We start from the raw sequence: 14981 nt of genomic DNA on the forward strand, positions 1-14981 counted from the left end.
ATGATGCCGAACGCTGGAAGGCAAATGTATGAGCAGGATCGGATCGGTTGCCGCTTGGGCGTTTTTCTCGCTTTGTGTGATGGCGGTCATCACGCTGCCGGTGAACCTCCAGACGCAGCTCATCGTCAGCGTTCTCATCGTAACCTTCATGGCCGTGCTCAAGCTTGCCAATGCCGGCGGCCGCTGGCGGCTGATCGCGCTCGCCTTCGGTACGGCGATCGTGCTGCGTTATGTCTATTGGCGCACTACAAGCACGCTGCCGCCGCTCAACCAGCTTGAAAACTTCATCCCGGGCTTCCTGCTCTACCTCGCTGAAATGTATAGCGTGATGATGTTGTCGCTCAGCCTGTTCGTAGTGGCGATGCCGTTGCCGCCGCGAAAGGCGAGTTCGATCTCTCCCGGCAAGTTTCCGAAGGTCGATGTCTTCGTGCCGTCCTACAACGAGGACGCAGGCCTGCTCGCCAATACGCTTGCCGCCGCCAAGGCGATGGATTATCCGGCCGACAAGCTGACGGTGTGGCTGCTCGACGACGGCGGCACCCTGCAGAAGCGCAACTCGGCAAACCTTGTCGAAGCGCAGCGCGCATCCGCCCGCAATGCCGAACTGCAGGCGCTTTGCGACGATCTCGGCGTGCGCTACCTCACGCGCGAGCGCAACGAGCACGCCAAAGCCGGCAACCTCAACAACGGCATGCTGCACTCCGACGGCGAATTGATTGCGGTCTTCGATGCCGACCACGCGCCGGCGCGCGACTTCCTTTTGGAGACCGTCGGCTATTTCGAGCAGGACCCGAAGCTGTTCCTGGTGCAGACGCCGCACTTCTTCCTCAACCCGGATCCGCTTGAGCGCAACCTGCGCACTTTCGAGAAAATGCCGAGCGAGAACGAGATGTTCTACGGCATCATCCAGCGCGGTCTCGACAAGTGGAATGCCGCCTTCTTCTGCGGCTCGGCCGCCGTTCTTCGCCGCAAGGCGCTGGAGGATACCGAGGGCTTCAGCGGCATGAGCATCACCGAGGATTGCGAAACGGCATTGGCGCTGCACGGACGCGGCTGGAACAGCATCTATGTCGACCGCCCGCTGATCGCCGGCCTGCAACCGGCGACCTTCGCCAGCTTCATCGGCCAGCGCAGCCGCTGGGCGCAAGGGATGATGCAGATCCTCATATTCCGCTTTCCGCTGTTCAAGGGCGGACTGTCGATCCCGCAACGGCTTTGCTACATGTCGTCGACGCTGTTCTGGCTGTTTCCGATCCCGCGGACGATTTTCCTTTTTGCGCCGCTCTTCTATCTGTTCTTCGACCTTGAGATCTTCACGGCGTCTGGCGGCGAGTTCCTCGCCTATACGCTGGCCTACATGGTCGTGAACCTGATGATGCAGAACTATCTCTACGGCTCGTTCCGCTGGCCCTGGATCTCTGAACTCTACGAGTTCGCCCAGACGGTGCATCTGCTGCCGGCGGTCATCTCTGTGCTGCTGCGGCCGAGCCGGCCGACCTTCAAGGTGACGGCAAAGGATGAATCGATCCTGGAAAGCCGGCTCTCCGAGATCGCCCGGCCGTTCTTCGTCATCTTCGCGGTGCTTTTCGTCGCCCTGCTCATGACGGTCTACCGGGTCTACACCGAGCCGTACAAGGCAGACGTGACGCTCGTCGTCGGCGGCTGGAACCTCTTGAACCTGATCATGGCCGGCTGCGTGCTCGGCGTCGTGTCGGAGCGCGGCGAGCGGGCAGCCTCCCGGCGCGTCAAGGTCAGCCGCCGCTGCGAGTTCGGGGTCGCCGACAAATGGTATCCGGCAACGATCGAGGATGTCTCGGCGCACGGCGCGCGCGTCCAGGTCTACGGCATCGACGCATCGACGCTGCCGACCGACACCGAGGGCGGGATCCGCTTCGAGCCCTATAGCGGCAGCGGCGTGGCCGAGACGCTGCCTGTCGCGATCCGCAACAAGGAGGTTGCCGGCGATATCACCATCATGGGCTGCCGCTACCTGCCGCAGGTCGCCCGCCATCACAGCCTGGTCGCCGACCTGATCTTTGCCAATTCGCGGCAATGGAGCGAGTTTCAAAGCGCCCGGCGCGGTAATCCGGGACTGGTGCGCGGAACGTTCTGGTTCCTCTGGCTGGCGCTCTATCAGACGAGCCGCGGCATGATCTACTTCCTTCGCAGCCTGCGTGGCTCCGAGGCGCAGAAGGAGGGCGCTTGATGCTCAGGCGCCTCGTTCTCCCAGCCCTCTTGCTTGCGAGCCTTGCAACCGGCGTGTCGGCGCAGCCGTCGCCTTTCGACATGTCCGGCGAGCGCCCGGCGGATGCTCCGATCCTGCAGCCGCCGGCAGACACCGGAAGCAACGCCGGGCCGGCAGAGCCCATCGTCACGCTCAAGCCGCCGGACGACTTCAAGCGCTTCATCATCCCGTTCAGCGCACTGTCGCTGACCGGAGAGGTCGATGAACGCACCTGGTCCGTCTATCTGACGCCGGCGCAGGCGCAATCTGCCGCCTCGCTTAATTTCGCCTATCAGAACGCGATCGTCGTTGCGCCGGAAGCGTCGACGCTTTCGATCTTCGTCAATGGCGAACTGGCCGGCGAGAAGCCGATCGGCTCGGCGGAGGCCGCCACGCCGCTGAGCTACGACCTGAAGCCCGGGTTGCTGCGCGCCGGATCCAACGATATTCGCGTCAAGGTTCGCCAACGCCACCGCACGGACTGCACGGTCGAATCGACCTATGAACTGTGGACTGAGATCGCACCGGAATCGGCCTTCATCCGGTTTTCCTCCGGCGACAGCGCGACGCTTTCCAGTCTCGACGACGTACGCGCAGTCGGGCTCGATGCGCGCGGCCGGACGCAGTTCAACCTGGTCGTACCCGGCCTCCAGCAGCCGAGCCGAACGGCAGCTCTGATGCGGCTTGCGCAAGGCATGGCGTTGCGCGGCCAGATGCCCGCCCAGGAATTCGCCCTCAGCGAGACCATGCCTGAACTCGCGAAACCCGGGCAGATGACTGCGCTCGTCGGCACCGCGGAGGAAGTGGCGCCGTTCCTCGAGCGACTGCCGGAAGGTGCGTCGAGCGGCCCTGTCGCCATGTTCGTGCGCGACGGCAAGACGAAGTCGTCGGTGCTGGTGATCAGCGGTCCAGACTGGTCCGCCGTTCAGGAGGCGATCGAGGGGATCACGCAGCCGATGGACCGCCCGAGCAACGTGCCGCGCGACGTCATCGCCACCGGGCGTTGGCAGTTGCCGGAGACGCCGCTGGTCGTGACGAATGCGCGCCTGCGCTTCTCCGAACTCGGGGTGGAGACCAGCGAATTTACCGGCCGGCGCTTTCGCACGCGTTTCTCCGTAGCCGTGCCGTCGGATTTCTATGCCGACGCCTATGGCGACGCGACGCTTCTGCTCGACGCTGCCTATACGGATGCCGTGCTTCCAGGCAGCCACATCGACATCTATATCAACGGCAACATCGCATCGACGATCCCTTTGAACTCGGCCACAGGCGACATCCTGCGCCACCTGCCGATCAAAGTAACGATGCGCCATTTCAAGCCCGGTCCGAACCTGATCGAGATCGAGGCGGTGCTCTCCGCCGAGCCGGACAAGGCCTGCGCGCCGGGAACGCCGGCCTCCAACGATCCGCGCTTCGCGCTCTTCGATACGTCCGAACTGCGAATGCCGGACTTCGCGCGCATCGGTCGCCGGCCGAATATCGCTGCGATTTCCGGTGCTGCCGCCCCCTATCGCAGTGATAGCGCCGCCGTTCCCCTTTTCCTCGACCGTGCCGACGAGGACACGCTGTCGGCGGCCGCGACCTTCCTTGCCCGCCTGGCTGTTGCCGGCGGCAGGCCGATGCTGGTGGAGGTGATCACATCGCCGCTTGCAGCCGGCAGCCGCAACGCGATCTTCATCGGCGCCATGCCGCAGTTGCCGAAGACGGTGCTGACACAGGTCGGTATCGACCCCGCCAGGCAGATGTCCTGGGGCAATGCGGAGGACACCGGCCGTCCTGACGACACCCAGAAAGCCATCGACGAATGGCGCACGCGCCTGAGCGGCGGCGCCTGGCGCAACCAGGTCACGGGGTTTCAGACCTGGGTGAAGCAGGAGTTCGACATTTCGCTGAGCTCGCTGCGTATCCTGCCCGAAGCGCAAGCCGCCTATATTCCGCCGGAAAGTGCCGGGCTTGTGATTGCGCAAGGCGCCAATCCGAGCGACGACGCGACCTGGACGCTGCTGACGGCGCCAACCGGAAAGCGTCTGCGTGAGGGCACGGCGGCGATCGCCGACGTCACGCGCTGGCAACAGCTTGCCGGGCGGGTCTCGGCCTATGAGCCGGCGACAGACAAGATCGAGGCGACGCCGGTCGCCGGATTCGATTTCGTCCAGACGCAGCCGCCGTCGCTCACCAACTATCGCCTGATCTTTGCCAACTGGCTGTCCAGCAACATCATGGTCTATGCCCTGCTGCTGATCGTGCTGTCGGTGCTTCTGGGGCTGGCAACATCCTCGATGCTGACCCGCCTGGGGCGGCGCCAATGAAGTGGCGGACCGCGCTTCTCGCCGGATTGCTTGCGCTCCTTTTGCCGATGGCGGCCGGAGCCGACGAACAGGCGGGCTCGGTGAAGGCTGGGGAATGGGACCAGTACAAGGCGCGGTTCCTCGATTCCGGTGGCCGGATCATCGACGACGCCAATGGCAATGTCAGCCATAGCGAGGGACAGGGTTATGGCCTGCTTCTCGCCGTGCTGGCCGACAACCCGGCCGACTTCGCGCTGATCTGGTCGTTCACGCGCCGTGAGCTGCTGCTGCGCGACGATGGGCTGGCGGCGTGGAAGTGGAGTGCCACCGAAACGCCGCACATTATCGACATCAACAATGCCACCGACGGCGACATCCTGATCGCCTATGCGCTGGTGCTCGCCGGTGAACGCTGGAAGCGGCAGGATTACCTGCAGGCCGCATCGAGGATCGCCAAGGCCATCCTCGACAACACCCTGCTCGATCATGGCGGGCGAACGCTGCTGTTGCCCGGCGTTACGGGCTTCGGCACGACCGATCGCCCGGATGGCCCGGTGGTCAATCCGTCCTACTGGATCTTCGAGGCTTTTCCCGCACTTGATCGGGTAGCGCCGTCGCCGCGCTGGAAGGCGCTCTCGGATGACGGCCTGGCCTTTATCAATGCCCTGCAATCAGGCCCGAGAAAACTGCCGGCCGACTGGGTCAGCCTGCGTGCGATGCCGAAGCCAGCCCAGGGCTTTCCCGCCGAGTTCGGCTATAACGCTTTGCGGATCCCGCTCTACCTCGCCCGGGCGGACATGGGTGGCCGCGATCTGATGGCGCGGCTGCGGGCGGGAATGGCCGGCGACAACGACGCATTGGTCCTCAGCGACGCCTCTACGGGGGCCGTTCAAACCAGCCTCACGGACCCCGGTTATCGATTTGTTAACCATATTCTGGCCTGTGTCTTGGACAGGGTTCCGATACCCGACAGCGTCAAGGTGTTCAGCCCGACGCAATATTACCCTTCCACGCTGCACCTGTTAGGGCTGTCTTACGTGAGGGAGAAGCGTCCGGAGTGTCTATGAAGTCCTCAATCGTTGCCATTGCCGCTGTGATGACTACGGCGATCGGGGTTGCCGGACTGACCGATGGCGGCTTCTTGCGCCAGGACAACAAGAAACTCGGCAGCTTGACTGGTGAGAGCCAGGAGGCGCCCGCCGTCGGCGGCAGCGCCGGCCAGGGCGCGCGCGGCGCGCCGCCGCAATTCACCGAGGTGGCCCAGGCCGACAGGCCGTCGGAGGAAGCACAAAGCACAAGCAAGCCGCAGTCGGTCGTCGACGAATCGGCGCTTCGCTACTTTGCCGCCAAGGGCGATACCGCACGGCTGCAGGCGGAAATCTCGCGCCTGCGCTCGCTTTATCCCGACTGGGTCCCGCCCGCCGATCCGCTGGCTGTGCCGCGCAACAACGACGTCGCGCTCGAAACCATGTGGCGGCTCTACTCTGAAGGCCGCTACGCCGAAGTGCGCAAGGCGATCGCCGAGCGTCAGGCGAAGGAAGCCGCCTGGCAGCCGCCATCGGACCTGCTCGAGCGCCTCAACGTCGCCGAGGCTCGCGCCCGGCTGGTGAACGCCTCCGAGCTCAAGCAGTATGAAACCGTGATTTCGATTGCTGCGAGCACGCCGAGCCTTCTGACCTGCTCGGAAGTGGATGTGCTCTGGCATGTGGCGCAGGCCTTTGCCGAGACCAAGCGGCCGGACCGGGCCCGCGATGCCTATCTCTATGTGCTGAAGAGCTGCGACAATGCGCCGGAACGGCTCGCCACCGTGCAGAAGGCTGCCGCTGTGCTGTCCTACGCGACCCTGCAGGATCTGCTCGCGCTCGAGCGCACCACGCCGGAGGGCGTGCCGGAGTTCGAAAGCATCCGTGACGATCTCGCCCGGCGCTTCGTTGCCGAAGGTGACGGAGACAAAGCGCTTGCGGTTGATCCCAAGTACGTCCAGCGCGTCGAAAAACTGGCCGAGACCGGTGGCACGGCAAGCGACGCTCTGCTGCTGGGCTGGTATCAGCTGCGCCGCGACAACATGAGCGCCGCCGAGCAATGGTTCCGCCGTGCCCATGACAAGGAAGACAGCGCCTCCGCCGCGCAGGGGCTGGCGCTGACGCTGATCGCGCGCAAGGCACCGCTCGAGGCCGAGGCAGTACTCTACCCGTGGCGCGATAGCTCGCCCGATGCCCTTGCGACCTATTTCGCGGCGACTGCCAATCTGCTGGCAATCGATCCGCCGGTCGCCCTCGATGCCGCCGTGCTGGCGCGGATCGCTCAGGAAACGACCAAGGCCCGCGAACCGGCCACGGCCCAGCAGTTCGGCTGGTATGCGCGCGCCCTCAACCAGCCGGCAACCGCCGCACAATGGTTTGCAACGGCGCTGCGCTGGAAGTCGGACGACGAGCCGTCGGCCTATGGCCTTGCGCTCAGCCGTGACCAGCTGAACGACAAGGATGGCGTCGTCGAAGTCCAGCGTTTGTGGTCGGGCCGTTCCGAACGCATCGCCCGGCTTGGCGAAGTCAAGGAGAAGCTCGACGAAGTCAGCCGCGCGCCGCTTCCGACGGCCGAGGTGCAACGGACGCAACCGCAGCCGACGGCCCGTACCACCGTCGTCACAGAGGTGGTCGCGCAACCTGCCGCTCAGAGGCCGCGCACGGGCGGCGTCGTGCAGAAATCGGTGCGCAGCGGGGCCGGCTGCCGAACCACCATCAATCCCGCCGGCATGGCGCCGCAGGCGGCGCTCGCGCGCGGCTGGTGCCTGATGGACCTCAACCGGCCGCTGGAGGCCGCCGAAGCATTCGAGGTGGCCTTGCAGGCGCCTGCGTCGCAGATGCGCGAAGACGCTGCCTATGGCCAGAGCCTGGCCTACCTGCGCGCTGGTCTCACCAACAAGGCCGCGGTGTCGGCGACCAAGTCGACGCAGAGCCGGGGGCGGGTCGACGAGCTGCAGACGGCGATCCTCGCCGACCGTGCCATTGCCGCCTTCAATGCCAATCGCTACCGCGAGGCCATCCTTTTTCTCGATCAGCTCGGGCAGATCTCGACCCGCCGCCAGGACCTGATGGTGCTGCGCGGCTACGCCTACATGAACCTCAAGTACCACGCGGAAGCGCGACGCATCTTCGAGGCGCTTGCCGCCACCGGCAATAGAGACGCGATGCAGGGCCTTGCGGCCGTCGAGGCCAGCCAGGAAATCTGGCCGAACAAGAACTGATCGTCGATCCCGCGATGTCACGGCGACACCTGCTGCCGTACCAGGAGTGGAACGCCTGCCGCCGGACTCGGCGCGAGGGCCCGCCAACTCGTTCGCGCACAGGATGCAATCGGCAGGCGGTTCCGGATTTGCATATCGTGCTTGGCTTTGCCCCTCTTTGGAAGGAAATTAGCGAAACGCGGTGCTATCGTCCGGCCATGTCGCGGCGTTGATCTCATTGCATTCGCTGCGATCCGCGTAGAGGATGGAGCGTTATCGTCCGGCCGCTGTGGGAGGAGACCGCACTGGCCGGCACGATGGGAGGATAGACATGTTTCAGGGCGGATTGAGCTTCGCGCTTGGCGAGGACATCGACGCGTTGCGCGAGAGTGTGCGGCGCTTCGCAACGGACCGTATCGCGCCTTTGGCGGACGAGACCGATCGCAGCAACGCATTTCCGATGCCGCTCTGGCGCGAGATGGGCGAGCTTGGTCTGCTTGGGATTACCGCCGGCGAGGAGCATGGCGGGGCCGCTATGGGCTATCTCGCCCATTGCGTGGCGATGGAGGAGATCAGCCGCGCATCGGCCTCGATCGGCCTTAGCTACGGCGCCCATTCCAATCTCTGCGTCAACCAGATCAACCGCAACGGCAACCACCACCAGAAGGCGCGTTACCTGCCGAAGCTGATTTCCGGCGAGAATGTCGGTGCGCTGGCGATGTCGGAGCCCGGCGCCGGTTCCGACGTCGTTTCGATGACGCTCAGAGCCGACAAGCGCGGCGACCGTTATGTGCTCAACGGTAACAAGATGTGGATCACCAACGGTCCGGACGCCGACGTGCTCGTCGTCTATGCCAAGACCGATCCGACCGCCGGCCCGCGCGGCATCACCGCCTTCCTCGTCGAGAAGGGCTATGCCGGCTTTTCGACCGGCCAGAAGCTCGACAAGCTCGGCATGCGCGGCTCCAATACCTGCGAGCTGATTTTCAAGGACTGCGAAGTGCCGGAAGAAAACGTGCTCGGCACCATCGGCGGTGGCGTGCGCGTGCTGATGTCGGGGCTCGACTATGAGCGTGTCGTGCTTTCGGCCGGGCCGCTCGGCATCATGGCCGCCTGCCTCGATGTGGTCGTCCCCTATCTGCATGAGCGCAAGCAGTTCGGCCAGGCGATCGGCGAGTTCCAGCTGATGCAGGGCAAGCTCGCCGACATGTATGTAACGGCGAATGCGGCGCGCGCCTATGTCTATGCCGTGGCGGCGGCCTGCGATCGCGGCGAGACCACGCGCAAGGATGCGGCCGGTTGCATCCTCTATGCGGCGGAGAAGGCGACGGCGCTGGCGCTCGAAGCGATCCAGGCGCTCGGAGGTAACGGCTACACCAACGACTACCCGGCGGGTCGCCTGCTGCGCGACGCCAAGCTCTACGAGATCGGCGCCGGCACCAGCGAGATCCGCCGCATGCTGATCGGGCGGGAGCTGTTCACCGAGACGCGGTAGCCGCCGCCAACTGAAACGGCCGAACTCGATCGAAAGAGGACTTGATGACCCTTCTGAAATCTCACATTTCTCCGTCCTCCGATACGTTCAAGGCAAACCAGGCGGCCATGGCGGAGGCGATCGCGACTGTCGAAGACGCGGTGAAGGTGGCGGCCGCCGGCGGCGGTGATACCGCGCGCGAACGCCATGTCAGCCGCGGCAAACTCTTGCCGCGCGACCGGGTGGCCAGCCTCATCGATCCGGCAACACCCTTCCTCGAAGTCGGCATGACGGCGGCGCACGGCATGTACAACGGCGATGCGCCGGCGGCCGGGCTGATCACCGGCATCGGCCGGGTGTCTGGCCGTGAGTGCATGATCGTTTGCAACGACCCGACGGTCAAAGGCGGCACCTACTATCCGCTGACGGTCAAGAAGCACCTGCGCGCGCAGGAGATCGCCGCGGAAAACAATCTGCCCTGCATCTATCTGGTCGATTCCGGCGGCGCCAACCTGCCGAACCAGGACGAGGTTTTTCCGGACCGCGATCACTTCGGTCGGATCTTCTATAACCAGGCCAATATGTCGGCCGCCGGCATCCCGCAGATCGCCGTGGTGATGGGTTCCTGCACCGCGGGTGGCGCCTATGTGCCGGCCATGTCCGACGAGACGATCATCGTCGAAGGCCAGGGCACGATCTTTCTCGCCGGCCCCCCGCTCGTGCGCGCCGCGACCGGCGAGGTCGTCTCGGCGGAGGATCTCGGCGGCGCCGATGTGCACACGCGGCTCTCCGGCGTGGCCGACCATCTGGCGCGCGATGACGCTCATGCACTGGCGCTCGCCCGCCGGGCCGTTTCGGCACTCAATCGGCTGAAGCCGTTGACGGTCGAGCTGGTGACGCCTGAGCCGCCGCTCTACGACCCGCACGAGATCGCCGGCATCGTGCCCTCGGATCTGCGCACGCCCTACGACATCCGCGAGGTCATCGCCCGCACCGTGGACGGTTCCCGTTTCGACGAATTCAAGGCGCGCTACGGCACCACGCTCGTCTGCGGCTTTGCCCATGTGCACGGCATCCCGGTCGGCATCATCGCCAACAACGGCGTGCTGTTTTCGGAATCCGCCCTGAAGGGCGCGCATTTCGTCGAGCTCTGCGCCCAGCGCAAGATCCCGCTCGTCTTCCTGCAGAACATCACCGGCTTCATGGTCGGGCGGAAATATGAGACGGAAGGCATCGCCAAGCACGGCGCCAAACTGGTGACGGCGGTGGCGACGGCACGTGTGCCGAAGGTGACGATGCTGGTCGGCGGTTCCTTCGGCGCTGGCAACTACGGCATGTGCGGTCGGGCGTTTTCGCCGCGGTTCCTGTGGACCTGGCCGAACAGCCGCATCTCCGTCATGGGTGGTGAGCAGGCGGCCGGCGTCCTGACGACCGTGCGCAGCGAGGCCCTGAAGCGGGCGGGAACGCCCTGGAGCGAGGAGGAGGAGGCGCGTTTCCGCCAGCCCATCCTTGATCTCTTCGAACGCCAGAGCCATCCGCTCTATGCCTCGGCCAGACTTTGGGACGACGGCGTCGTCGATCCGCGCAAGACGCGCGACGTGCTCGGCCTGTCGCTGTCGGCGGCGCTCAATGCGCCGATCGAAGACACGCGCTTCGGCCTCTTCAGGATGTAGGGACACCGCCATGAAACGCGAAAACATCAATGCCCCGAACGCACCGCAGCCGCGTGGAGGCTACTCGCAGGCCGTTCGCCTGGAGAACTTCGAGCGTCTGCTCTTCGTCAGCGGGCAGGTGCCGCTGACGCCTGAAGACGCGCTGCCGAAGGGTTTCGAGGCGCAGGCGCGCCAGGTCTGGGCCAACATCGACGCGCAATTGACCGCGGCGGGCATGACCAAGGTCGATATCGTCAAGGTGACGGTGCTGCTTGCCGATCGGCAACACGCCATGGCCAACCGCGCGGCCCGCGCCGAATATCTCGGCGCGCTAGCACCCGCCATGACGGTCGCGATCGCCGGCATCTTCGATGCCGGATGGTTGCTCGAAATCGATGTGATCGCAGCGCAATAGGGCCAGGAGATGCCGATGTTTTCCAAACTCCTGATTGCCAATCGCGGTGAGATCGCCTGCCGGGTGATCCGCACAGCCAAGCGCCTCGGCATCCGCACGGTCGCCGTCTACTCCGATGCCGATGTCGGCGCGCTGCATGTGGCGCTGGCCGACGAGGCGATCCGCATCGGCCCGGCGCCGGCGCTCGACAGCTACCTTGTGGCCGAACGCATCATCGCGGCGGCGCACTCCGTCGGCGCAGACGCCATTCATCCCGGCTACGGCTTCCTGTCGGAGAATGCCGACTTTGCCGAAGCTGTCGAGGCGGCCGGCATCACCTTCGTCGGACCGTCGGCGTCGGCCATTCGCGCCATGGGGCTGAAGGATGCCGCCAAGGCGCTGATGGAGCAATCCGGCGTGCCGGTGGTTCCGGGCTATCACGGCGAGACACAGGAGCCGGACTTCCTTGCCGGGGAAGCGGTGAACATCGGCTATCCCGTGCTGATCAAGGCGCGCGCCGGCGGCGGCGGCAAGGGCATGCGGCGGGTCGACAGCGCCGCCGACTTTCCGGCTGCGCTGGAGGCGGCGCGCCGCGAGGCGGAAGCGGCCTTCGGCGACGGCGCGGTCCTGATCGAGAAATATCTGACGAAGCCGCGGCATATCGAGGTGCAGGTCTTCGGTGACCGGCACGGCAACATCCTGCATCTTTACGAGCGCGACTGCTCGCTGCAACGACGCCACCAGAAGGTGATCGAGGAAGCGCCGGCGCCGGGCATGACCGCGGAAGTGCGGCGCGCCATGGGCGAAGCCGCCGTTCGCGCGGCGCAGGCGATCGGCTATGTCGGCGCGGGCACTGTCGAGTTCATCGCCGACGTGACCGACGGACTCTGGCCGGATCAGTTCTATTTCATGGAAATGAACACCCGGCTGCAGGTCGAGCATCCGGTCACCGAGGCGATCACCGGCATCGATCTCGTCGAGTGGCAGTTGCGGGCTGCAGCCGGTGAAGCGCTGCCGAAACGCCAGAGCGAGATCGCCATCGACGGCTGGGCCTTCGAGGCCCGCATCTATGCGGAAGACCCGTCGCGCGGCTTCCTGCCGGCGACCGGGCATCTCACGACCTTGAGCTTTCCGGAGGAGGGCGTCCGTGTCGATGCCGGTGTCCGGCAGGGAGACAGGATCACGCCGTTCTATGACCCGCTGATCGCCAAGCTGATCGTGCACGGGTCCAACCGGTCGACGGCGCTGGCCAGGCTCGAGAACGCGCTCAGGGCCTGCCGCATCGGTGGCACGGTCACCAATCTCGATTTTCTGGCCCGCCTTGCGGCCGAACCGGATTTTCGCGCCGGGCACCCCGATACCGGCCTGATCGATCGTTCGATCGATCGGCTATCGGCGTCGCCGGTGCCGAACGATGCGGCCCTCGCGCTTGCGGCCATCATTTCGACCGGAGCCTTGCAGCCGGACGGATCGGCCGATCCCTGGTCTTCGCTCGGCCATTGGCAGATTTGGGGTGACGCAAACCGCAACATCGCGATCGAGCACCTGGGTGGACGGACGACCGTGGCGCTGGCGGCCCGTGGCCGGGATCAGTTCGCCGTCCACACCGGGACGGCGGCGCTGCCGGTCGTTATCCTCCATCGCTCTGCCGATGGCGCCCGGGCGGAAATCGCCGGCGCGCAGCAGGAGTTCCGTTTCCTGCGCGAAGGCGAGCAGATCACGCTGTTCCTGAACGGTGAGACCTACGGACTTCGCTTGCCGGACGCGCTTGGTGCCGGTCACTCAAGCGAGGTCGCCGACGACGCGGTCTCGGCGCCGATGCCCGGCATCGTCAAGCTCATCCGGGTCCGCCCCGGTGATGCGGTCGAGAAGGGCCAGGCGCTTGCGGTCATGGAAGCGATGAAGATGGAACTCACCTTGTCGGCCTCGCGCGCCGGCGTGGTCGAGAGCGTGCAGGTCAGCGAAGGCGAGCAGGTGACAGCCGGCGCCGTGCTGGTGATGCTCCAGCCGGAGAGCGCGGAATGAGCGGAGCGGCGCCTGGGCATGTGACGATCGTCGAGATGGCGCCGCGCGACGGGCTGCAGAATGAAAGCGCGCTCGTCCCAACGACTGAGAAGATACGTCTCGTCGATATGCTCTCGGATTGCGGCTACGAGCGGATCGAGGTGACGAGCTTCGTCAGCCCGAAATGGGTGCCGCAGATGGCCGACGCCGCCGAAGTGATGGCCGGCATCCGGAGGCGGCCCGGGACGCGCTACGCGGTGCTGACGCCCAACATGCGCGGTCTTGAAGCCGCGCTCGAAGCCGGCGCCGACGAGGTGGCGATCTTCGCGTCGGCTTCCGAAACCTTCTCGCAAAAGAACATCAATTGTTCGATCGCCGAGAGCATCGAGCGGTTCCTACCGGTTGCCGAACTGTGCCGGGAAAAAGGAATTCTGCTGCGCGGCTATGTGAGTTGCGTTGTCGAATGCCCTTATGAGGGTGCGATCGCCCCAGCGAGCCCCGCCCGCGTCGCCGACCTGCTCGACGATCTCGGTTGCTACGAGATCAGTCTCGGCGACACGATCGGCCGCGGCACGCCGGAGGCGGTGGACGCGATGCTGGCCGCGGTGCTGGAGCGCATTCCGGCCAACAGGCTCGCCGGGCATTTCCACGACACCTCCGGCCGCGCGCTCGACAACATTGCCGTTTCGCTCGACCGCGGCCTCAGGGTCTTCGACGGTTCGGCCGGCGGTCTCGGTGGCTGCCCCTATGCGCCGGGTGCTGCCGGCAATGTCGACACGCTCGCCGTCAACGCCTTCGTAACGGCCAAGGGTTTTGCGACGGGGCTCGACGTAGCGAAGCTCGAACAGGCCGCCGCTTTCGCGCGGACCTTAAGGACGGGATCATGACCTTCGAAACGATCCGGATCGAAACCGATGCACGCGGTGTCGCGCGGCTGACCTTGGCACTGCCGCAGAAGCACAACGCGCTTTCGGCGCGGATGATCGGCGAACTGACCGAGGCGGCAGAGCAGCTTTCGGCCGACCGTTCTGTCCGCGTCGTTATCCTTGAGGGCGAGGGCCGCAGCTTCTGCGCCGGCGGCGACCTCGGCTGGATGCGCGAGCAGTTCGATGCAGACAGGGCGACTCGCATTGCTGAGGCGACGCGATTGGCGATGATGTTCAAGGGGCTGAACGAGATCTCGAAGCCCATGATCGGCCGCCTGCATGGCAATGCCTTTGGCGGCGGCGTTGGCCTCATGAGCATCTGTGACGCGGCGGTTGCCTCGACCGACGCCAAGTTCGGCCTGACCGAAACACGTCTCGGCCTGATCCCGGCGACCATCAGCCCCTATGTCGTCGCCCGCATCGGCGAGGGTAAGGCGCGGCCGCTGTTCATGTCCGCCCGTCTGTTTGGTGCGGAGGAGGCGCGCGCCTTGGGGCTCGCCACCACCGTTGTCACCGCCGACGCGCTGGATGCGGCGATCGAAGCGGAGATCGAGCCCTATCTGGCGGTCGCGCCGGAGGCCACCGGCCGGGCCAAGCGACTGGCTCGCTCGCTTGGGGCTCCAATCACCGAAAAGACCATTGCCGCGACCATCGAACAGCTTGCCGATTGCTGGGAATCCGATGAGGCGCGTGAGGGTGTCGGCGCGTTCTTCGACAAGCGCGAGCCCGCCTGGCGGCGATAGGCGTCCTTGATTTGGGCATGTTTTGATCTTACTTTGATAACACGATGATCAAA

General features: G+C 65.4%; 10 protein-coding genes. All 10 read left to right on the forward strand.

Annotated elements, in window-relative coordinates; translation table 11 throughout:
- Positions 1-28: 28 nt before the first annotated feature.
- The 10 genes from bcsA (at position 29) to FA04_RS21500 (ending at position 14928) form a co-directional block, all read left to right on the forward strand.
- Positions 29-2206: a UDP-forming cellulose synthase catalytic subunit gene (gene bcsA, locus FA04_RS21455; protein ID WP_034789955.1), complete on the forward strand. Its 2178-nt coding sequence runs from the start codon at positions 29-31 to the stop codon at positions 2204-2206.
- Positions 2206-4533: a cellulose biosynthesis cyclic di-GMP-binding regulatory protein BcsB gene (locus FA04_RS21460; protein WP_034789952.1), complete on the forward strand. Its 2328-nt coding sequence runs from the start codon at positions 2206-2208 to the stop codon at positions 4531-4533. Before bcsA ends, FA04_RS21460 begins: the two co-directional genes overlap by 1 nt.
- Complete coding sequence (locus FA04_RS21465; RefSeq protein ID WP_034789947.1) at positions 4530-5579, forward strand: family 8 glycosyl hydrolase; 1050 nt, start codon at positions 4530-4532, stop codon at positions 5577-5579. The genes FA04_RS21460 and FA04_RS21465 overlap by 4 nt, the downstream gene beginning before the upstream one ends.
- Positions 5576-7756: a cellulose synthase gene (locus tag FA04_RS21470; protein WP_034789945.1), complete on the forward strand. Its 2181-nt coding sequence runs from the start codon at positions 5576-5578 to the stop codon at positions 7754-7756. The genes FA04_RS21465 and FA04_RS21470 overlap by 4 nt, the downstream gene beginning before the upstream one ends.
- Positions 7757-8066: 310 nt before the next feature.
- Positions 8067-9230, forward strand: coding sequence for an isovaleryl-CoA dehydrogenase (locus tag FA04_RS21475; RefSeq protein ID WP_034789942.1), 1164 nt, complete (start codon positions 8067-8069; stop codon positions 9228-9230).
- Positions 9231-9274: 44 nt separating this feature from the next.
- On the forward strand, positions 9275-10882 hold the full coding sequence (locus tag FA04_RS21480) for a carboxyl transferase domain-containing protein (RefSeq protein WP_034789940.1): 1608 nt from the start codon (positions 9275-9277) through the stop codon (positions 10880-10882).
- A 10-nt stretch (positions 10883-10892) separates the two neighbouring features.
- Positions 10893-11276, forward strand: coding sequence for a RidA family protein (locus FA04_RS21485; protein WP_034789939.1), 384 nt, complete (start codon positions 10893-10895; stop codon positions 11274-11276).
- Between the two features lie 15 nt (positions 11277-11291).
- Positions 11292-13280 carry an acetyl/propionyl/methylcrotonyl-CoA carboxylase subunit alpha gene (locus FA04_RS21490; protein ID WP_034789937.1) on the forward strand — a complete coding sequence of 663 codons (1989 nt, stop codon included), beginning with the start codon at positions 11292-11294 and terminating at the stop codon, positions 13278-13280.
- Positions 13277-14146, forward strand: a complete 870-nt coding sequence (locus tag FA04_RS21495; protein ID WP_034789935.1) for a hydroxymethylglutaryl-CoA lyase — start codon at positions 13277-13279, stop codon at positions 14144-14146. Before FA04_RS21490 ends, FA04_RS21495 begins: the two co-directional genes overlap by 4 nt.
- Entirely contained in the window at positions 14143-14928 is a 786-nt protein-coding gene (locus FA04_RS21500) for a crotonase/enoyl-CoA hydratase family protein (protein WP_034789934.1), read from the forward strand. The genes FA04_RS21495 and FA04_RS21500 overlap by 4 nt, the downstream gene beginning before the upstream one ends.
- Positions 14929-14981: the final 53 nt, after the last annotated feature.

The sequence above is a fragment of the Ensifer adhaerens genome (genome assembly GCF_000697965.2).
Lineage (GTDB): Bacteria > Pseudomonadota > Alphaproteobacteria > Rhizobiales > Rhizobiaceae > Ensifer > Ensifer adhaerens.